This window comes from Pedobacter sp. P26, from assembly GCF_050632135.1.
Classification (GTDB): Bacteria; Bacteroidota; Bacteroidia; order Sphingobacteriales; family Sphingobacteriaceae; genus Pedobacter.
In genome coordinates this window covers 6,213,420-6,233,767 of the sequence record NZ_CP192574.1, presented here as the reverse complement: position 1 = coordinate 6,233,767, position 20,348 = coordinate 6,213,420, and the positions used below count along the sequence as shown (strand labels likewise).

Below are 20,348 nucleotides of genomic sequence, written 5' to 3'. Positions count from 1 at the left end.
GGTAGAGGTAAAGGGTGTAAGGTTTAAGGTCATTATCACTATTCAATTTCGTTTTCAACGATATATTCTATGGCCTTATCGAAATCGATCTTATTTACCAAAACATTTATTTCGCCAATATTATAAGCTGAGAGCTGTTTATTTATTGTTACCGCCGGGATGCCAGCTTCTGTTAATCCCTGTTTTAATACCTCTGCCGCAAAGGCATCGCTGGTGGTATATACTTTAACCCAATTTTCGCTCACGTGTTGCGTTATCTTTAAAAAATTTAAACAAAGCTATGGTAATTATTGCACTAATTAAATAGCCATACCATGGAAAACCAATAGGTTCATCAGCTTTATCGAGCGGTATATGGTGTTTTTGCATATAAAAAGCCGCACAAACCGCATAAGCATTGTTTAAAAAGTGCGCCAGCATGGCATACCAGATACTTCCGCTATAATAATACAGATAGCCAAAACCTGCACCCAGTAACATGCGCGGCAAAAATCCATAAAACTGGAAATGGATCGCACTGAAAATAATGGCCGCACTCCAAATGGCAATGTGAGGATTGCCTAACATTTTTTGCAACGAACCCTGTAGCCCAGCCCTGAAAAAGAGTTCTTCGCCAATAGCAGGCAATACCGCAATCATCAGCAGGTTAACCACAAAATCCCAGTTACTCCTCACCGTAATCAGTTGAATGGTCATTTTCATGGCTTCCTGTTCTTTCATTTTCATCCAGTTTTCCAGTCCTTTCAAAAACTCAGGCAGTACCATTTTTTGATTGACAACTGCTATCCATTCCATAACAGGCATGCTCATTACCATAATGGCAAAAACCAAAACAAAAGGAAGAAAATTAGGTTTATTAAACCCGTAAAAAGTATTCGGTTTTTGTCTTTCTGTATACGCTAAAACGATAGGAGGTAAAATAAACATTCCTATAGAACTCGAAATCTGAATTATTTTTAATGCTGTTATAAACTTAGGATCGCCACTCATAATTGATCCAAATTCGCCAAATATCGAGGTGCCATAAACAATTGCAACCGCTATAAAGCCTAATAATGTGCATATTACTGCACCTATGGCCCAGTAAACGCAAAGTAAAAATATCTGTAAAAGTGGGTGGCTGCCTTTGCGGATGGGTGTTACAAAATTCATTATTTGTACCTTTGTATGTTTTATTAATCGTTGAAGATAGAAAATGTCTGTTAAGATAGGAAATATAGATTTAGGTGAGTTCCCCTTATTGCTGGCTCCAATGGAGGATGTAAGCGATCCGCCGTTCCGTTACGTGTGCAAAAAAAATGGGGCTGATATGATGTATACCGAGTTTATTTCTTCGGAGGGCTTGATCCGTGACGCTGCAAAAAGCAGACAAAAACTTGACATTTTCGAATATGAAAGACCGATCGGCATCCAGATTTTTGGTGGAGATATCGAGCACATGCGCGAAGCCTCAGAAATAGCATCTGCCGCAGGACCAGATTTAGTCGACATTAATTACGGCTGCCCTGTAAAAAATGTAGTTTGTAAAGGTGCAGGCTCCAGTCTGCTGCAAGACATTGATAAAATGGTAAAAATGACTGATGCTGTAGTTAAAGCTTCGCATTTGCCCGTTACCGTAAAAACCCGCTTAGGATGGGACGACAATACTAAAAATGTTTACGAGGTTGCCGAGCGACTTCAGGATGTAGGTATCCAGGCACTTACCATCCATGGCCGTACCAGGGCACAATTATATAAAGGCGAAGCAGATTGGGCGCTTATCCGCGAAATTAAACGTAATCCACGCATCAAAATCCCGATTTTTGGTAATGGTGATGTAGATAGTCCTGAAAAAGCTGCCAACTGGCGCATGGAATATGAGGTAGATGGCATTATGATCGGTCGTGCAGCTATTGGTTACCCCTGGATTTTTCGTGAGGTAAAACACTTCTTCAAAACTGGCGAACACCTTGCAGGACCAACCATCGAAGAAAGGATTGAAGTTTGCCGTACCCATTTGAATAAATCACTGGAATGGAAAGGCCCAAAAACGGGAATCTTCGAAATGCGCCGCCATTATGCCAATTATTTTAAAGGTCTGCCCGATTTTAAACCATACCGTATGCGTTTAGTGGCCGAGCCCGATATCAACAACATTTACAGCATTTTAGAAGAAGTGGCAGAAAAATTTGCCAACTATGATGCTACTAAGGTACTGGCTTGATTTTTGAAAGTTTTTTCATACATTCGTTATTATCATGGTTACAGCTATTACAGACGGGGTTAAAGTTTCAGTTGAAACAGTTTACCAGCCAGAATATTCAAATCCGGCCAACGAGCATTTCATGTTCGCTTATCGCGTAGAAATTTCTAATCTTTCTGATTATGCTGTACAGTTAATGCGCCGCCAATGGTTAATTTTCGATTCGAACTCGAGCCGTAGGGAAGTAGAAGGTGAAGGTGTTGTAGGTTTACAGCCCATTATCCAACCTGGCGAAACCCATGTATATGTTTCAGGTTGTAATCTAAAAACCGATATGGGCAGCATGAAGGGCACTTACCTTATGAAACGCGATATAGACGGCTCTGAATTCGATGTTGATATACCCGAATTTCAATTGATAGCCCCTTATAAATTAAATTAATTTTTTTCTTTATTCTTGTCTCCCTAAGCGTAGTCGAAGGGCGAAACCAATATTCATTTTTTAGAAAAGCAATTTCAGCATTTCATTTTAAGGTTAGTCCTGCTTTTGTTTCAAGTCCTCGCATCGCTGTGGGCTTTTCACGTCAATCAGGTTTAAATTGCAGTTTTTCTGCTAATATCAAAGGTTTAAATTATGGCGTATAACCCTTCTTCTGCAATCTCCAACCCAAAATAGTACAATGTACCTTGCCACCTAAACCCGATCAAAGCGAGATGCCGATATTTTTCCATCGGCAGAAGCGGGAGCGGGACCGGAGCTTTCATATTCCCACCGAAATTGCTTTCCAAAAAAACCTCATTAAAATACCATCAAACCAAAAACGGCCAGGATTATTATCCCAGCCGCATTGTATTCTTCATAATTGATATTTCCTTAATCCCTGCTTCTTCCAAAAAGCATCGATGCGTAATATAATAAATTAGCAAGCGCACCAACAGCTGCTACCACATAAGTCATGGCTGCCCACCAAAGCGCGTCTTTAGCCTGCGCATTTTCTTCTTGTGTTTGCATTACGCCATTATTGTTTTTTAGCCAGGCCAGTGCACGGTTACTGGCATCAAATTCGACTGGTAGGGTAATGATACTAAATATGGTTACCAATGTTAAACCCACTACGCCAATGGCCAAAACAATTGGATTTCCGGTAAAACCTATTAACAATACTCCAATTAATAATACCCATTGTAAAAGATTAGATGATATGCTCACCACCGGCACCATGCTGCTTCTTAACTGTAACCAGTTATATGATTTCGCCTGTTGCACTGCATGCCCACATTCGTGAGCCGCTACCGCCGCCGCCGCTACGCTACGGCTATAGTATACATCTGTACTTAAATTAACGGTTTTATCTGATGGATTGTAATGATCTGTTAATTGTCCTTCGGTACTCATCACCTTCACGTCGTATATCCCATTATCATGCAGCATTCTTTCTGCTACCTCCTTGCCCGATAAACCTGAACTTAATTGCATTTCGGCATACTTGGAAAACTTGTTTCTAAAACGCCATTGTACAAACATGCTCAACAATAATACCGGGATGATTAATATTAAATAAACTCCCATTTTCTTATGTATGTTTTTCATTCTGCATATATCAAAAAGCGTTCCCATATTATTTTGGTGTTAAAAAACAGTACATTTATGCTATGCCAACCGAGCTTTCATACTGGGAAAAAGAATCATTTTTTTGTAATTATGATGCCATTGTTATTGGTAGTGGCATCGTTGGATTAAACGCAGCCATCCACCTCAAAAAAACTGCTCCTTCATTAAAAATAGCCATCCTCGAAAGAGGATTTTTACCTACAGGTGCAAGTACAAAAAATGCAGGTTTTGCCTGTTTTGGGAGCATTTCTGAACTGATTGAACAAGAAGAAATGATCGGTATTGATCGGCTTTCAGCACTCATCGAAAAACGTTGGAAAGGCCTGCTCAAACTTCGCAATTTACTGAGCGATAATGCCATAGATTACCAATGTTTAGGCGGATATGAATTATTTAAAAATGAAGATAATTTTTTGGCTGAAATAGGTGTATCCAAAATTGAACATTTTAACCTTCTTGTTAACGATGTTGTTGGATCGAACGCTTTTGCTTTAAGCAATAAAAAGATCAGTTCCTTTGGTTTCGAGGGTGTAAGTACTTTAATCGAAAACCGCTATGAAGCACAGATTGATAGCGGTAAAATGATGCTTGCTTTAATCCAATATGCACAGCGGCTCGGCATTGGTATTTTTAACAATTGCACGGTAGATCGGATTGAAGAAGAATCAAAACGTTACCGTTTAATCACCAAAAACGAAAACTTTTTCTGTAAACGATTGATTGTTACAACCAATGCCTTTATCAAAGATCTTTATCCTGATATTGATATTAACCCGGGCCGTGGTCAGGTTTTAATTACCAGACCCATTAAAGATTTAAAAGTGGCAGGCACCTTTCATTACGATAAAGGTTATTATTATTTCAGAAATATAAACGGGCGGATTTTACTGGGTGGCGGCCGCAACATTGATTTTAAAGCAGAAGAAACTACTGCACTTGGACAAACCGAACCCATACAGCTGGCCTTGGAAAAATTATTAAAAACCGTAATCTTACCGAAAACCACTTTCGAAATAGATTACCGTTGGAGCGGCATTATGGCCTTTGGTAAAGTACCGGAACCTTTTATAGCAGAAATCCTCCCAAATGTATTTTGCGCCACCAGGTGTAACGGCATGGGTGTTGCTATTGGCTCGCAAACGGGAGAAGATGTAGCAAATTTATTATTGAATAAATTATAGTTGTTTTTTACCACAGATACACTGAGTTCGGTTTTTTGTTAAAGATCCTTTTAAAAAGTATCGTCATCTCGACTGGAATGCAGTGGAATGGAGAGATCCGCCTCAATAGATTTCTCGACTGCGTTGCACTCCGCTCGAAATGACGGCCAGACTTAAAAAAAGTCTTCGCAATCCGCCAAACCCTAAACGCATATCACTTACTTAAACACCACCGTTTTATTCCCACTCACAAAAACCCGATCTTCAAAAATGAGTTCCAAAGCCTCCAATAATACTTTTTCTCAATTTCTTTACCGGCCCTTACCATTTCTTTAACGCCAAAATTATGATCAACGTGATTGGTGTGCTGGGTAATAATCGGACCTTCATCCAGGTTATCGGTAACAAAATGTGCAGTAGCTCCAATAATTTTTACCCCACGTTCAAAAGCTTGGCGATAGGGATTGGCACCAATAAAAGCTGGTAAAAAGGAATGATGAATATTGATGATTTTACCAGCATAATCTTTTACAAAATCAGCTGAAAGAATCCGCATAAACTTGGCCAATACCAGGTAATCTACCTCAAACTGATTGATAATTTCTTTTATTTCAGCCTCAAATACACTTTTATCTTTATTGCTATGATCTACGTAAAAATAAGGGATGCCCAGTTTTTCAGTAAAATCCCTTAAACTCTCATAATTACCAATGACACATTGAACATTGGCACCTAAAGTTTTAAATTGGTTTTTGATCAGTATTTCCGCCAAACAGTGATACTCTTTAGTTACTAAAACAGCAATTTGCTTCTCCTGTTCTGCAATTAAATTTACCTCAGCGGCATTTGGAAGATTTTCTAAAAGTTTTTCCTTTAATTTTTCCACATCTTCTAAATTTCCCGTACAGGCAATTCTTGTAAAAAATGCTTTATTGGCTTCATCAACGAACTCACGCATAGCAATAATATTGAGTTGATGTGCAGCCAGCACACGGGTAATATTGGTTACCAAACCCACCTGATCGGGGCAGGAAATAAGGACTGTTAATGCGTTCATTTATAAAATACTAATGTCCAATTATAGAAAAATTTTACGTTTTTATCTTGTTCAAGATGACTAATTTTTTTGGTATATCTATTTTAAATCTCCACTTTTACTAAAATTTTTATCATTATGGAGACTATCGGCATCGCTTTACTAATTGTTATTTTAATTGTTCTGGTCATTTTATTGTTAAAGAAACCTCAAGCTGCGTTATCTATTGTATCAGTAGAAGATTTTGAGCGGATGAAAGGCGAAAATGAAACTTTAAAAATCAGTTTAGCAAAAGCCGATGAACGTGTTTCTAACTTATCGGTAGAAAAAGAACATATTACAGTACTTCTTAAACAGGAGCAGCAACGTTTGATTGATGAACTACAGGCCGAACGCGACCGCCTGGCAGATGCCAACCGTGAGCTCGAAAGCACAAGATCATTCTACCTGGCTGAAAAAGAAAAATTGGCCGAACAAAAATTAAGTTATGAGCAGTCGCAACAAAAGCTGAATAAAGATTTCGAATTGATTGCTAATAAAATCCTGGAAGAAAAATCCACCAAATTTATTGAGCAAAACCGTACCAACCTGGATATCATCCTCAATCCTCTGAAAGAAAATATCAAAGCTTTTGAAGATAAGGTAGAAAAGGTTTACAAAGCCGAATCGGACGAAAGAAATATATTGAAAGGTGTAATTTCAGAACTTCAGATTCAAAGCAAACTCATCCAGGAAGATGCCAATAATTTAACCAAAGCCTTAAAAGGCGACAGTAAAAAGCAAGGAAACTGGGGAGAGATCATTCTGGAAAAGGTACTGGAGCGCTCTGGTTTAGTTAGGGATCAGGAATACCGCATTCAAGCCTCACATACTTCAGCAGAAGGTAGCCGATACCAGCCCGATGTGGTGATCGACCTCCCGGATGATAAACACCTTGTTGTTGATGCTAAGGTAAGTTTGGTCGCTTATGAACGATCTGTATCAGCAGATACAGACGAAGAGCGTGAAGGCTATATAAAACAGCACCTGACCTCCATTAAGAATCACATTCAGGAACTATCATCAAAAAACTATCAGGATTTATATAAAATCAATTCTCCTGATTTTGTTTTATTATTTATTCCCATTGAATCTTCTTTTAGCATTGCAGTACAAAAAGATGCAGAACTCTTCAATTTTGCCTGGGACAGGAGGGTGGTTATTGTAAGTCCATCAACTTTGCTGGCTACTTTACGCACCATTGCCAGTATGTGGAAACAGGAACGTCAAAACCGCAACGTAATGGAAATTGCCCGTTTAAGCGGCAGCATGTACGATAAATTTGTGGGATTTGTTGCCGATATGGAAAATATCGGTAAATACATTAAAAACGGACAAGATGCTTACGATAAAGCCATTAATAAATTATCGGTAGGTGCCGGAAACTTGACCAATACTTCAGAAAAAGATTAAAAAACTCGGTGCAAAGGCTACTAAACAGATTGATACGAAGTACTTAGATTTAAATGAAACGCATGATTTATAGCTTTGATAGTTACAAAACGGAACTCCAGATTTTTAGGAAATTTATAGTTAAAAAAATAAAAGTCAAAACTTGCAAAGTTAGCTATTTTTTCTGAAAGCCTTAGGGCGATTTTTTCATTATTTTTTTTCAGTGAATAGAATAGGTTTTATTTTGCCTAGAAACAATATATATGGCTTTAAAACAAAAAAATCGATATCGCTGAGAACGTTTTATATTTTCTTAGCAATATCAGCTACAAAGTAAAATCGTCATTTCGACTGGAACGCAGTGGAATGGAGAGATCTATCTAGACAGATTTAGCTTCGCTGAGCACTACGTGGTTCTCTACTTCGTTGCACTCCGCTCGAAATGACGACCTATTTTTATTTCTTAAAAGCATTCCAGCCCTGGGCTTTCAGCTCGTGTACTTTTTCTGATTTAGAAACCATTTTGCAACCCGAATTTTTATCGGTAACATGACCAATTACAGTGATATCTACATCATGTTTCAGCTTTTTATAATCTTCCTGACTAATGGTAAACAACAATTCATAATCTTCGCCACCACTTAAAGCACAAACCGTAGGATCTAGACCTAATTCGCGGGCAGTTTCATAAGTCATTGGATCTAAAGGAATTTTCTCTTCATAAATCGTGATCCCTTTATCAGATTGTTCTGCCAGGTGCAAAATTTCGGAAGCTAAACCATCTGAAACATCGATCATAGAAGTTGGTTTTATATTCATTTCATCTAGAAGTGCAACAATATCCATCCTGGCTTCAGGTTTCAATTGTCTTTCGATGATATAATCTTTACCTTCTAAATCTGGTTGTATCTGTGGATTTTCCAGATAGATTAATTTCTCTCTTTCTAAAATTTGCAGCCCTAAATAAGCACCACCCAAATCACCAGAAACACAAAGCAGATCATTTTCCTGAGCACCATTTCTGTAGACCACTTTATCAGCATCAGCATAACCAATACTGGTAATACTGATCACTAAGCCCTGTTTACTTGAGGAAGTATCGCCACCGATTAAATCAATGTTATATTTATTGCAGGCCAGCTCAATGCCCTTATAAATTTCTTCTACAGCTTCAAGCGGAAATTTACTTGATAAACCCAGCGAAACCGTAATCTGACTGGCTTTTCCATTCATCGCATAAATATCACTCAGGTTCACTTGAACCGCTTTATAACCCAGATGCATTAAAGGCACATAAGCCAAATCGAAGTGGATTCCTTCCAATAATAAGTCGGTCGAAATCAAAGTCTGTTTTCCTTTTGCATCCAAAACGGCTGCATCATCGCCCACACCTTTTACCGAATAATCGTTTTTAATTTTAAAATTAGTAGTCAGGTGTTTAATTAACCCAAATTCGCCTAATTCATTAATATCTGTACGCTCTTTATTTTCAAACATATACAATAGTTAGAGGCGAAGCCTCATATTTTTATTTTTTAAAATCAATTGTCATTCTGAGCATAGCGAAGAATCTTTAGCTGCGCTAGCTGGTGTTTCATAGCTTGCAGATCCTTCCTGCGTCAGGATGACAAATCCTTACTTTCCATCCAGTTTTTACCCTCAGTAAATCTGGCAATCAACATGGCCGCAACATTATCACCGGTGGCATTTAACAAAGTTGCCATGGGATCAACTAACGTTCCGATAATCATGGCAGGTGGCAAAGCTTCTGGTGGCAATTGATAAGCCGAAATCATTAATAACTCCCCAATATATCCTCCATTCGGTATTCCACCTTCTACTATACTCACCAAAACCGTAATACCCAAGGCTAAAATAATGGTATCCACATGTACCAAATCTTTACCAAAAATGGCAAAAACAACGGCAATTTTTATAATGGAGCTAATGCTCGACCCATCCTTATGCAAAGTTGATCCCAAGGGAATCGTCACATTGGTGATGTAAGCTGGTACCCCCATTTTTGTAGTCCCCTCTAAATTTGCCGGAATAGTGGCAATGCTGCTACAGGTTCCAATAGAGGTTAAAGATGGTACTATATTATTTTTCCAAAACACTTTTATGGCTTTAAATCCGCCGGCAATGAAAGCGTATAAAGTAAAAAAAACGATAAAATAAAATGCCCCAACACCATAATACAAACCTAAAGCTTTTGCATAAGTCCCAAAAAGCTGTGGACCAAATACCCCAACCTGATAGGCAAAATAGGCACCTAAACCTATCGGACCAAGTTTCATGATCAAAATGATAAGTTTTTTCATCACTTCATTACCAGAAACAAGGAATTTTTTAAAGCCTTCACCTTCTTTTTCCGCATATAAAGTAGAAAATCCCACCAAAACTGAAAAAATAATCAGCGCCAGCATATTTTTCCTGCTTCCAATCTCAAAAAACTCACCAACCGTTAAAAGTTGAGTCATCTGTTCGCCAAATGATTGAATTTTTTCAGGTTCTGTCGGTATTGTTGCATTTCCCAATTGCTGATGGATCGGAAAAATCGAAGTAGCTGCCAATGTTAAAATTGCAGAAATCAATACCGTTGCAAGGAAAACCAAAACCATTACCGTTAATAATCTCCCCAGTTTTTTAGTCCGGTCTATATTTGCAATGGCTGATGAAACTGCAAAAAATACCAATGGAATAACCGCGGTAAACAATAAGTTCAAAAATATATCACCCAGGGGTTTAATACTTTCAACACTTTTCCCAAAAATTAAACCCACTATGCTTCCAACAGTAATGCCTGCCAAAAGCCATAATAAGCCTGAATAATTTTTAAGGATGTTGTTTTTTTCCATAAATAATTTAATAAACCTTACAAGTTTTAAAAACCTGTAAGGTTTGATAGATTTTACAATCCCAGCTCCGCAGAGATATCAAGCATCCGTTGAATAGGTTTACGCGCCTGTTCAATAATATGCTCAGGAACAGTTACTTCAGGCAGACCATTTTTAATACATAAATATAGTTTTTCTAAAGTATTTCTTTTCATATACGGACAATCGTTACAGGCACAGCTGTTATTTGGCGGTGCCGGAATAAACGTTTTTGTCGGATTTGCCTTTTCCATCTGGTGGATAATTCCACTTTCGGTAGCCACAATAAATTCTGTAGCCGGATTGGTGATGGTGTACTTTAGCAAACCGGTGGTAGAGCCAATGTAATCAGCCATTTTTAAAACCACTTCTTCACATTCCGGGTGTGCAATAAATTTGGCATTAGGGTGGCGTTCCTTCAGTTTTGTAATTTTCTCCTGAGAAAAAATTTCGTGTACCATGCATGCACCATTCCATAACACCAAATCCCTACCTGTTTTTTTCGCCACGTAAGCACCTAAGTTACGATCCGGACCAAAAATTATTTTTTGATCTTTTGGTAAACTCTCTACAATCTGCACCGCATTGGTACTTGTACAAACAATATCACTTAAAGCTTTTAATTCAGCCGTGCAGTTTACGTAGGTGATTACCAGGTGATCAGGATATTTTTCCTTAAACTTTCTAAATAAATGCGGCGGACAACTATCTGCTAATGAACATCCTGCTTTTACATCAGGCAATAAAACGGTTTTATTGGGCGATAAAATCTTTGCCGTTTCAGCCATAAAATGTACGCCGGCAAATACGATTACATCAGCATCTGTTTTTGCAGCTTCCTGTGATAAGCCTAAACTATCTCCAATATAATCTGCAATATCCTGTATGTCAGGTTCTTGGTAATAATGTGCAAGGATAATGGCATTCTTTTCCTTTTTTAATTTCTCAATCTCTGCGAAAAGATCGAGCGTAGGATCAATTTCTTCTTCTGCGAAACCTTTTTTGTTGATTTCTTCTAAGACATCTATGTTCATTTTAAAATTTTCCTTTTTTGAATTTTGACGTTGGTCAAAGATAAAGCTTTCCACGTCTCAATAATTAATAAGTTATTTTAAATAAATAAATCTTGTTTGTTTATTAGTGTGTTAATAATGTTGGCAAGTTGATAAAATTCTTTCTTTTATATAAGTTGTTAATCGTTTACTAACATTTAGATTACATTTTTATAATATCATAAGTTTGATTTTCAGGGTTATCGAAAATCAGTTCAATTTTTATCAATACTGGAATGTTAATTGTTTATAAGTGGGTAAAAAGTTAATTACTTGTACAAAGCTGCTTAAAAATTGCGCAAAAGATTGTGGCAAATTGTGTTTTTAGAGTAGCTTTAAACATTCAAATTTATTTGTTAGGGTAATTTAGACACAGAGTTAACATTTATCAACTAGTTGTTAACATCGTGGATAAAGTAAATGTTTTTATTAATGAGGAAAGTAGATTTTCTGGTAATCGGTTCAGGTATAGCGGGTTTGAGTTTTGCACTTAAAGCTGCAAAGTTTGGTAAGGTTTTAATTGTGACAAAGTCGAACGAAGACGAATCGAATACAAAATACGCTCAGGGTGGCGTTGCAGTTGTGGTGGATAAAGGTGATTCTTTTGAAAAACATATTGAAGATACGCTGATTGCGGGCGATGGATTATGCGACGAAAAAATTGTGGAAATCGTTGTAAAAGAGGGGCCTCAGCGCATCCAGGAGATCATTGACTATGGTATAAATTTCGATAAAGACAACTCCGGTTTCTATGATTTAGCAAAGGAAGGGGGACACTCCGAACACCGCGTTTTGCACTATAAAGATATCACCGGATATGAGATTGAAAGGGTATTGCTAAATGAAATTCATGAGAATAACAACATAGAGATATTAACACATTACTTTGCGTTGGAGTTAATTACCCAGCATCACCTGGGTGAATTTGTGGATAAACGTACCGAAGATATTAACTGTTATGGGGTATATGCCTTTAACACAGAGCTTAACGATGTGGAAAAGATTGTGGCAAATGTGACTGTGATGGCTTCAGGTGGTGCCGGTCACGTGTACTCGGCCACAACAAATCCGGTTATTGCAACAGGTGATGGTATGGCGATGGTTTACCGTGCTAAAGGAAAAGTAAGGAATATGGAGTTTATACAGTTCCATCCAACGGCTTTATATCATCCCGGAGAGTATCCATCGTTTTTAATTTCTGAAGCTGTGAGGGGTTTTGGTGGAGTTTTAAGGCGTAAGAATGGTGAAGAATTTATGCAGGAGTATGATGAGCGTAAATCGTTGGCACCACGTGATATTGTAGCACGTGCAGTAGATAATGAAATGAAAAAATCAGGGGATGACTTTGTGTATCTGGACATTACCATGCGTAGTAAAGCAGATATATTAAAGCATTTTCCTAATATATATGCAAAGTGTTTATCCATAGGGATTGATATGACGAAAGATTATATACCGGTTACGCCAGCATCACACTATATGTGTGGTGGTATCCTGGTTGATGAATATGGTCGTTCTTCAATCAAAAATCTATATGCCTGTGGAGAATGTTCTTCAACTGGCTTGCATGGTGCTAACCGTTTGGCTTCCAATTCTTTACTTGAAGCTACCGTTTTTGCACACCGCATTTATCAGGATGCCATTGAGAACTTCAAGAATAATGTGATTCCCGATCATATTCCGGAGTGGGACTCTAAAGGTGTTACTCAAAGCAATGAAGATGTATTGGTAACACATAACCTGAGAGAGTTACAAAAAGTTATGGGCGATTATGTAGGCATTGTACGTTCTGATTTCCGTTTGGAAAGGGCACATCGCCGTTTATTTTTAATTTACCAGGAAACAGAAGAATTTTATAAAAAGAATAAAGTTTCGGTTAAACTTTGCGAACTACGGAATGTAATTCAAACGGCTTACCTGGTAATAAAATCTGCGATGCAAAGAAAGGAGAGTAGGGGATTACACTATACTACCGATTATCCTGAACATGCTAAAGAACTGGTAGATACTGTTTTTTAGTAAAATATCGTCATGCTGAATTTAGTTCAGCATCTAACATGCTATATAAATAATACTTTAAAGACCCTGAAATAAATTCAGGGTGACGTAAAATAATATTATGCCTTTAATACTACCCGTAAAAAATAAATATCCAGAAATAGGAAAAGATAATTTCATTGCCGAAAACGCCACCATTGTTGGTGATGTAGTGATTGGTGATAAATGTTCAGTATGGTTTAATGCTGTGATTAGAGGCGATGTAAATGCCATTACGATAGGAAATGAATCAAACATCCAGGATGGAGCAGTAATTCATGCTACCTATTTAAAAGCATCAACACACATCGGTAACCGGGTGTCTGTAGGGCATAATGCCATTGTACATGGTTGCACTGTACAGGATAATGTTTTAATCGGTATGGGCGCTATAGTAATGGATCATGCCATTATAGAAGAGTATTGCATTATTGCAGCTGGTTCAGTGGTGTTGGAGAATACGATCTGCGAAACAGGTTATTTATATGCCGGTACACCTGCAAAAAAAATAAAGCCCATTACTGAAGAGCAAAGGGCTTTATTAAATAAGTTGCCTGATAATTATATTATGTATTCGGGTTGGTTCACCACTTAGGTCTTCATTTCGACTGAAGTGAAACGGAATGGAGAAATCTGTCTTGAAATAGATCTCTCCGTTCCAGTCGAGATGACGGATTTTGCTAAGGAGTTGGAGGTGGTATGACCAATGGATCTTCCCGTTCCCAGTTGGGTTTTAAATCCATTAAAGCTTTTAAATACCAAACTTTTTCGGGTTGGTAACCGCCTTTAACACTTCCTGTATCCCATATTCCGTTTTTATTATCGTCATATACTACCCTGAGCATATATTTTCCGGCAGGATATTTTGAAAATAAAATCTTTGAATTTTTGCTTACTGGGTACGATTTAATAACGTCTTTTTTCTCGTTGAGAAATTGTACAATGTAATTTTTTGCAGTATCTGGTACGGTTACATTTAAAGCCAGAGTAGTGTAGGCATCAGAACTCTCCAGTGTAAATTTCTTAGATACATCTTTATTTTTTGCATTAAATATAGCTGTAAATGCACCTGCGCCTAATTTTAGGTCGTAAGTTCTTTTATTCTTCCATGGGTATTTGAGGTAGTATTTTTGTTGATCTACACTGTCTTTTACCAGTTCGAAATTGGTCCGTTTTACAGAATCCTCCAATAGGGTGATCTTTGATGGATCAGCACCTGTTATTGGAAATGGGAAAGTCAGGGTTAATTGCTGAAACGGATTTAATTTACCTCCAGACAAGTTATCTGCTATGGTCACATCACGGGTATAAGTATCTTTTTTACCACGGGTGAAATTTAAAGTCTGTAATACTTTACCTTGATCCTGAATGGCTACTTTAACCGAATCGAAACTCAGGTCCTTTAGCCATATTTTAGCAGTATCATTATTCTTGGTAAAGTGGACATACTTTCCAATATCAACTGCCGGTGGATCCATAACTGTAATTTTAGGGCTTTTAAGCTGCTGATTGAAGATAATTGATATACTTCCATCATTATTCAGTTTTCGGTCTAAAACACGAAATTCTGGGGCTAATTCCTTAAAAATTTGAAGGTTAATGTTATCCAGATTTTTATCGATCATCACAGGTTCTTTAATAAAACCCACTTCGTCTGAAATTTGCTGATAAATTTTATCACCACCGCCACTGCTTTCCTTAATCGCGTAAACTTTATAGGTACCTTTTCGTAAGTTGTTTAATTTGTAGGTTCCGGCGCTATCAGTAGTGGTATATATAGATGGACGTCTCTTTCCAAAAATGGTATCTCTTTCTAAGGGAAGAATAAATACGGTGGCATCTTTTTCTGGTTCATCGCTCAGTGAATTTATGACCTTACCACTGATGGATAAAGAGTCGATGTCTGGACCGGTTGAAAAAACGTATGATAAATTTTTAACTACATTACCTTCATTTACATCAGCTATGGATTTGCCAAAGTTTAAAGTATAGGTTGTATTTTTTTCCAAAGAATCCTGAAGTGCAATTTCCAATCTTTTTTGACGCTTCTTTAGAACGGGAAGTTTTTCCTGATCAGGAGAAATTGAAAACTCTTTAAACTCATCTTTAATATTAAAATATTCATCAAACTCAATAATGATTTTTTTAGCATTGAAATTCCTCGTTTGATTTTTTGGCGTCATGCTTAAAACTTTTGGTGGCTTGGTATCTTTTGGTCCACCTTGCGGTGTCTGGATACTCGCACAGCCAAAAAATAGGAGGGCGGTTACCAGAACCGCGAGATTTTTAAGGTTAAAATACTGATCTTTTAAATTTGGCATATTTTAAACGTTCTGACGAATTTTTAAACTTTTTGGAACTCTAACATTAAAAAATCTTTTTATTGCTTTGTATCGATTTATTTAAAGTCTATTTTTATTTATTTAAAATACTGATAATCAATTACTTATTAATATAAACCATTAAAACTGATATATCTGAAGGTGATACACCTGAAATCCTTGATGCTTGCCCTAAGGTACGTGGTTTGATCTTAAATAATTTTTCCCGTGCCTCTTTTGAAATGGAAACAATTTTATTATAGTCGAAATCTGGTTTGATTTCTTTGTCTTCCATTTTTAGCATTTTGGCTACAATTTCATTTTCTTTCTCAAAATAGCTTTCATATTTAATTTTGATTTCAGCCTGTTCTATGGTTTCGTTATCCAAATTTTTGGTAGCCTCTGCCAATGGCTTACTTACTTTAATCAGATCCTGTAAACCAACATGAGGTCTTCCTACCAAACTATGGATTTTTACATTTTGATTTAAAGTGCTCGATCCTAAACTCTCAAGCATTGGATTTGCATCACTCATTTCTATGCCCTGGTTCCTGGTAAATTTTACCAAAGAATCAGCATTTGCTATTTTCTGATTTACTTTTTCTAAACGCTCATCTGAAATTAAGCCGAGTTCGTGGCCGATAGGAGATAGGCGAATATCTGCATTATCTTGTCTTAATAATAAACGATGTTCAGCTCTTGAAGTAAACATGCGGTAAGGTTCTTCAGTTCCTTTAGTAACCAAATCGTCAATTAAAACACCTATATAACTTTCTGATCTTTTCATGATCAATTCATGTTTATCGTGAATTTTTTGGTGGGCATTAATACCGGCCATGAAACCCTGACAAGCTGCTTCTTCGTAACCCGTAGTTCCGTTAATTTGTCCTGCCAAAAATAAATTGCTGATCAATTTAGTTTCCAGGGTTAATGATAATTGGGTAGGTGGGAAGAAATCGTATTCAATGGCATATCCTGGCCTGAACATTTTTGCCTGTTCAAAGCCTGGTATTAATCTTAATGCCTTAAATTGTACATCCTCAGGAAGCGAAGTAGAAAAACCATTTACATAAATTTCGCAAGTATTCCAGCCTTCAGGTTCGACAAAAATCTGATGGCGATCGCGTTCAGCAAAACGATTAATTTTATCCTCTATAGATGGACAATATCTAGGACCTAAACCTTTAATACGACCTGTAAACATTGGAGATTTTTCGAATCCTTCTTTTAAAGTTTCGTGTACTTCACTGTTTGTGTAGGTAATCCAGCAACAGCGTTGATCGGTGGTAACTAGGGTGTCTGTGAACGAAAATTTACTTCTATTTTCATCTCCCCACTGCTCTTCCATCTTAGAATAATCTAAACTTCTGCCATCAACACGTGGGGGAGTACCTGTTTTCATTCTGCCGGATTCCATTCCGAGCTCTACTAATTGCTCCGTAATTCCTGTAGAAGATCGCTCTGCAGTTCTGCCTCCACCGAATTTCTTTTCTCCAATATGAATAATTCCATTAAGGAAGGTTCCGTTGGTTAATACCACAGCTGTACTTTCTATCTCTATACCTAAAGATGTTTTTACGCCATACGTCGTATTGTCTTTAACCAATAATCCTACTACACTATCTTGCCAAATATCTACATTTGGGGTGTTTTCTAGGGCTAACCTCCATTCTTCAGCAAAGCGCATCCTGTCTATCTGAGCCCTGGGACTCCACATAGCAGGACCCTTTGATTTATTTAGCATCCTGAACTGGATCGTAGATTTATCTGATATAATTCCAGAATATCCACCCAAGGCATCAACCTCACGAACAATTTGTCCTTTAGCTACACCACCCATTGCAGGGTTACAACTCATTTGGGCAATAGTGCCCATGTTCATTGTGATCAGTAAAACAGATGATCCTAAGTTGGCAGCGGCAGCGGCAGCTTCGCAGCCTGCATGACCAGCACCAACAACAATCAAATCGTATTTTGAAAACATTTTATTATATATTTCTTAATGTTCCACGTGGAACAATTTTATTTATTAATTTTATAATCAATATAAACGTGTATATGTTGACTATTTAATATAATGTATCTCCCTATGCCAGGGTGACAAGTCTAATTATTTTTCAATGTTCCACGTGAAACATAACGTGGAAAATAGGATAGAATTGTTTTAAATTTATTCTGAAAGCTCTAACCAACGCATGGTGTATTCATCCAGTTCAATTTGTATATTTTCAATCTCACTTGAAATTTCCTTAATTTTAACATAGTCGCTAGCATCTATATTATTTAGGGCTTTGGTAAGATTTGCAATTTTAGTTTCTGCTTCTACCATACCTCTTTCACTATCTTCTAATTCTTTCTGTTCTTTGAAACTTAATTTTTTTGCAGCTTTAACTGGAAATTGATCCATAACAGGGGCTGAGGTTTTCTTGGTTTCTGTTTTCGCTTTTGGCTGTTCTAAACTTAGGCGGTATTCTGAATAGTTACCATTGTAAATTTTAACAACACCTTCGCCTTCCATGATAAACAGTTGATCACTCATTTTATCGAGCAAGTACCTGTCGTGAGAAACCAACATTAAAATACCGGGAAAATTTTCTAAAAATTCTTCCAGCACATTTAGCGTATCGATATCCAGATCATTTGTAGGCTCATCCAAAATCAAAAAGTTTGGATTTTGCATCAACACTTTCATCAGGTTCAAACGTTTCTTCTCACCACCACTTAATTTCTCGACCATACCATGTTGTTTTTTTGGTGGAAAGAGAAATAAGGTTAATAGGGCAGAAGCAGTAATCACAGAACCATCAGCCATTTTGATATATTCGGCATCTGACTTTACAATGTCAATTACCCTTTCTTTTGGATCGAAAGTTAAACCACCTTGTTTGTAATAACCAAAAACTGTTGTTTCACCGGTATCAACTGTTCCGGCATCTGGTTTAAGCTGACTGGTAATTATATTTAAAAGGGTAGATTTTCCGGTTCCATTTTTTCCTGCTAAACCAATTCTGTCGCCTTTTTTAAAAGTATAACTAAAATCATTAATGATAGGACGGCCATCAAATGCTTTTGCAATATGTTCTACTTCAATAATTTTCCCACCCTGGCGAGACATCTTCATTTGAAGGCTAATACTCTGATTGTCAGACTTTTTCTTTGTTTTTTCCTCTAAATCATAAAAAGCATTGATTCTGGCGTTAGATTTAGTTCCACGAGCTTGTGGCATGCGACGCATCCACTCCAATTCTTTCTTTAATAGCTGTTGGTTCTTGTGTTGAACCGTTGCATCTAAGGCTTCCCTTTCCGATTTCTTTTCTAAGTAATAAGCGTAGTTTCCATTATAATTGAAAATTTTACCTCTGTCTAGTTCTACAATCGTATTGCATACGTTATCTAAAAAGTACCTGTCGTGGGTAACCAACAGAATCGTTTTTTGTCCGGTGGTTAATAATTTTTCAAGCCACTCGATGGTGTCAATATCCAGATGGTTGGTAGGTTCATCAAGTACTAAAATTTCCGGATCTTCAATCAAAAGTTTGGCCAGGGCTAAACGTTTCTTTTGTCCGCCGGATAGAGTAGCGATTTTCTGCTGAAGATGAGTGATGCCCATTCTATTTAAAATGGTCTTGATTTCATGCTCGTATTCCCAGGCGTTATGCTCGCTTAACTCTTCATATAAACGGTTAAGTATTTTCTCATCAGGATTGGGATCTTCAATTAGTTCCTCATATTCCTTAATCAACTGTTGTTGTTTATTCTCCAAAGAAAAAATATGGTCACTAATGGAATAACCTTCGGTAAACTGGGGTTCCTGATCTAAAAAACCAATTTTAACAGATTTATTTTTTACAATTTTACCTTCAAGCGGAGGGAACCTTTCTGCCAGTAATTTCAAAAGTGTACTCTTACCCGCACCATTAATACCAACCAACGCAACGCGCTGACCAGAGTTAATACCCAAGGTTAAATTCTTAAACAGCCATTCGTCATGATAACCATGTCCTAAGCCTTCTGCCGCAATTAGTGTGCTCAATTTTTTTGTATTTCGGATTTATAAAGGGAAATTAGTGCAAAGGTAAGGATAAAATACTTGCAACGGCATATTCAAATTGCAAAGGACTTCTGTATCAGGTAAAAATGTCAGAAACTTGATTGATGATAGCCAGGGATGTGCAGATTAGCACGGAATCTTTTATTGGTTTTGTCATCCTGAGCGGAGTCGAAGGATAAAAACAAAACAGCGGTTGGACTCGCTCCACCGCTGCTTCAATCATTAACTAAAACTAAACTTTATCTTGTGTAATGTCGAGAATATAAATTCCAGGCCATTATGTATTTGTTGTTTTCTGAATATAAGACTGCGGTTGACGGAAAATGTTGCAGGGAATTCAGGTGTATTATACCAGTACAGACTAATTGTCGACGAACGCCCTTAACTGTTAGACGAACGCCAGGAAAAATAATAAGGAATGGAATATTATTTACTGGACTAGCAAAGTGGACATCCTATTATCATTCTTAATTCTTAATGCAAGAATCTGCTATCAATGGATGCAAACTCAAATAAGAAGGTATAGAATGAAATTGCTGTGATAATCATTAAAAATCTTCACTACGCTCAGAATGACATCATGGGAAGGA

General features: G+C 37.3%; 16 protein-coding genes. 6 read left to right on the top strand and 10 right to left on the bottom strand.

The annotated features are described in order from the left end of the window. Positions 1-38 precede the first annotated feature (38 nt). Both ACQ86H_RS29070 and ACQ86H_RS29065 read right to left on the bottom strand, forming a co-directional pair. Positions 39-245 (bottom strand): putative signal transducing protein, encoded by a 207-nt coding sequence (locus ACQ86H_RS29070; protein WP_166792092.1) that lies wholly within the window; start codon positions 243-245, stop codon positions 39-41. Next, entirely contained in the window at positions 226-1,152 is a 927-nt protein-coding gene (locus tag ACQ86H_RS29065; RefSeq protein ID WP_138819272.1) for a CPBP family intramembrane glutamic endopeptidase, read from the bottom strand. The genes ACQ86H_RS29070 and ACQ86H_RS29065 overlap by 20 nt, the downstream gene beginning before the upstream one ends. A gap of 43 nt (positions 1,153-1,195) precedes the next feature. On the opposite strand from ACQ86H_RS29065, the gene dusB reads away from it, so the two are divergent. Then, positions 1,196-2,203, top strand: a complete 1,008-nt coding sequence (dusB, locus tag ACQ86H_RS29060) for a tRNA dihydrouridine synthase DusB (protein ID WP_138819273.1) — start codon at positions 1,196-1,198, stop codon at positions 2,201-2,203. Between the two features lie 34 nt (positions 2,204-2,237). After that, positions 2,238-2,624 (top strand): Co2+/Mg2+ efflux protein ApaG, encoded by a 387-nt coding sequence (gene apaG, locus ACQ86H_RS29055; protein WP_138819274.1) that lies wholly within the window; start codon positions 2,238-2,240, stop codon positions 2,622-2,624. Positions 2,625-3,056: 432 nt separating this feature from the next. Here the strand turns inward: apaG and ACQ86H_RS29050 are convergent, their stop codons facing one another. Then, positions 3,057-3,752: a zinc metallopeptidase gene (locus ACQ86H_RS29050; protein ID WP_138820781.1), complete on the bottom strand. Its 696-nt coding sequence runs from the start codon at positions 3,750-3,752 to the stop codon at positions 3,057-3,059. An 83-nt stretch (positions 3,753-3,835) separates the two neighbouring features. On the opposite strand from ACQ86H_RS29050, the gene ACQ86H_RS29045 reads away from it, so the two are divergent. Continuing rightward, positions 3,836-4,975: an NAD(P)/FAD-dependent oxidoreductase gene (locus ACQ86H_RS29045; protein ID WP_431293315.1), complete on the top strand. Its 1,140-nt coding sequence runs from the start codon at positions 3,836-3,838 to the stop codon at positions 4,973-4,975. A gap of 226 nt (positions 4,976-5,201) precedes the next feature. Here the strand turns inward: ACQ86H_RS29045 and purU are convergent, their stop codons facing one another. Continuing rightward, a complete protein-coding gene (gene purU / locus ACQ86H_RS29040) occupies positions 5,202-6,011 on the bottom strand; it encodes a formyltetrahydrofolate deformylase (RefSeq protein WP_431293314.1) in 810 nt (269 codons plus the stop codon). A gap of 117 nt (positions 6,012-6,128) precedes the next feature. On the opposite strand from purU, the gene ACQ86H_RS29035 reads away from it, so the two are divergent. Next, positions 6,129-7,442, top strand: a complete 1,314-nt coding sequence (locus tag ACQ86H_RS29035; protein ID WP_431293313.1) for a DNA recombination protein RmuC — start codon at positions 6,129-6,131, stop codon at positions 7,440-7,442. Positions 7,443-7,877: 435 nt separating this feature from the next. On the opposite strand, the gene thiL is transcribed toward ACQ86H_RS29035, so the two are convergent. The 3 genes from thiL to nadA form a co-directional block, all read right to left on the bottom strand. Then, on the bottom strand, positions 7,878-8,918 hold the full coding sequence (gene thiL / locus ACQ86H_RS29030; RefSeq protein WP_431293312.1) for a thiamine-phosphate kinase: 1,041 nt from the start codon (positions 8,916-8,918) through the stop codon (positions 7,878-7,880). A 122-nt stretch (positions 8,919-9,040) separates the two neighbouring features. Beyond that, positions 9,041-10,279, bottom strand: coding sequence for a dicarboxylate/amino acid:cation symporter (locus ACQ86H_RS29025; RefSeq protein ID WP_431293311.1), 1,239 nt, complete (start codon positions 10,277-10,279; stop codon positions 9,041-9,043). 53 nt (positions 10,280-10,332) lie between these two features. Next, a complete protein-coding gene (nadA, locus tag ACQ86H_RS29020; RefSeq protein ID WP_138819280.1) occupies positions 10,333-11,331 on the bottom strand; it encodes a quinolinate synthase NadA in 999 nt (332 codons plus the stop codon). Positions 11,332-11,781: 450 nt separating this feature from the next. On the opposite strand from nadA, the gene nadB reads away from it, so the two are divergent. Together nadB and ACQ86H_RS29010 are read left to right on the top strand one after the other, a co-directional pair. After that, entirely contained in the window at positions 11,782-13,368 is a 1,587-nt protein-coding gene (nadB, locus tag ACQ86H_RS29015; RefSeq protein WP_431293310.1) for an L-aspartate oxidase, read from the top strand. A 100-nt stretch (positions 13,369-13,468) separates the two neighbouring features. Then, entirely contained in the window at positions 13,469-13,981 is a 513-nt protein-coding gene (locus ACQ86H_RS29010; RefSeq protein WP_138819282.1) for a gamma carbonic anhydrase family protein, read from the top strand. A gap of 85 nt (positions 13,982-14,066) precedes the next feature. Here the strand turns inward: ACQ86H_RS29010 and ACQ86H_RS29005 are convergent, their stop codons facing one another. The 3 genes from ACQ86H_RS29005 to abc-f form a co-directional block, all read right to left on the bottom strand. Further along, complete coding sequence (locus ACQ86H_RS29005) at positions 14,067-15,707, bottom strand: Ig-like domain-containing protein (protein ID WP_431293309.1); 1,641 nt, start codon at positions 15,705-15,707, stop codon at positions 14,067-14,069. A gap of 121 nt (positions 15,708-15,828) precedes the next feature. After that, positions 15,829-17,691: a tRNA uridine-5-carboxymethylaminomethyl(34) synthesis enzyme MnmG gene (gene mnmG / locus ACQ86H_RS29000; protein ID WP_431293308.1), complete on the bottom strand. Its 1,863-nt coding sequence runs from the start codon at positions 17,689-17,691 to the stop codon at positions 15,829-15,831. Between the two features lie 186 nt (positions 17,692-17,877). Beyond that, entirely contained in the window at positions 17,878-19,740 is a 1,863-nt protein-coding gene (gene abc-f, locus ACQ86H_RS28995) for a ribosomal protection-like ABC-F family protein (RefSeq protein ID WP_431293307.1), read from the bottom strand. Positions 19,741-20,348 lie beyond the last annotated feature (608 nt).

Coding starts and splice junctions, on each gene's coding strand:
- ACQ86H_RS29025 (WP_431293311.1), bottom strand. CDS start 10,279: ATGGAAAAAAACAACATCCTTAAAAATTATTCAGGCTTATTATGGCTT.
- ACQ86H_RS29005 (WP_431293309.1), bottom strand. CDS start 15,707: ATGCCAAATTTAAAAGATCAGTATTTTAACCTTAAAAATCTCGCGGTT.
- ACQ86H_RS29050 (WP_138820781.1), bottom strand. CDS start 3,752: ATGGGAGTTTATTTAATATTAATCATCCCGGTATTATTGTTGAGCATG.
- ACQ86H_RS29065 (WP_138819272.1), bottom strand. CDS start 1,152: ATGAATTTTGTAACACCCATCCGCAAAGGCAGCCACCCACTTTTACAG.
- ACQ86H_RS29010 (WP_138819282.1), top strand. CDS start 13,469: ATGCCTTTAATACTACCCGTAAAAAATAAATATCCAGAAATAGGAAAA.
- ACQ86H_RS29035 (WP_431293313.1), top strand. CDS start 6,129: ATGGAGACTATCGGCATCGCTTTACTAATTGTTATTTTAATTGTTCTG.
- nadA (WP_138819280.1), bottom strand. CDS start 11,331: ATGAACATAGATGTCTTAGAAGAAATCAACAAAAAAGGTTTCGCAGAA.
- ACQ86H_RS29045 (WP_431293315.1), top strand. CDS start 3,836: ATGCCAACCGAGCTTTCATACTGGGAAAAAGAATCATTTTTTTGTAAT.
- mnmG (WP_431293308.1), bottom strand. CDS start 17,691: ATGTTTTCAAAATACGATTTGATTGTTGTTGGTGCTGGTCATGCAGGC.
- purU (WP_431293314.1), bottom strand. CDS start 6,011: ATGAACGCATTAACAGTCCTTATTTCCTGCCCCGATCAGGTGGGTTTG.
- thiL (WP_431293312.1), bottom strand. CDS start 8,918: ATGTTTGAAAATAAAGAGCGTACAGATATTAATGAATTAGGCGAATTT.
- nadB (WP_431293310.1), top strand. CDS start 11,782: ATGAGGAAAGTAGATTTTCTGGTAATCGGTTCAGGTATAGCGGGTTTG.
- dusB (WP_138819273.1), top strand. CDS start 1,196: ATGTCTGTTAAGATAGGAAATATAGATTTAGGTGAGTTCCCCTTATTG.
- apaG (WP_138819274.1), top strand. CDS start 2,238: ATGGTTACAGCTATTACAGACGGGGTTAAAGTTTCAGTTGAAACAGTT.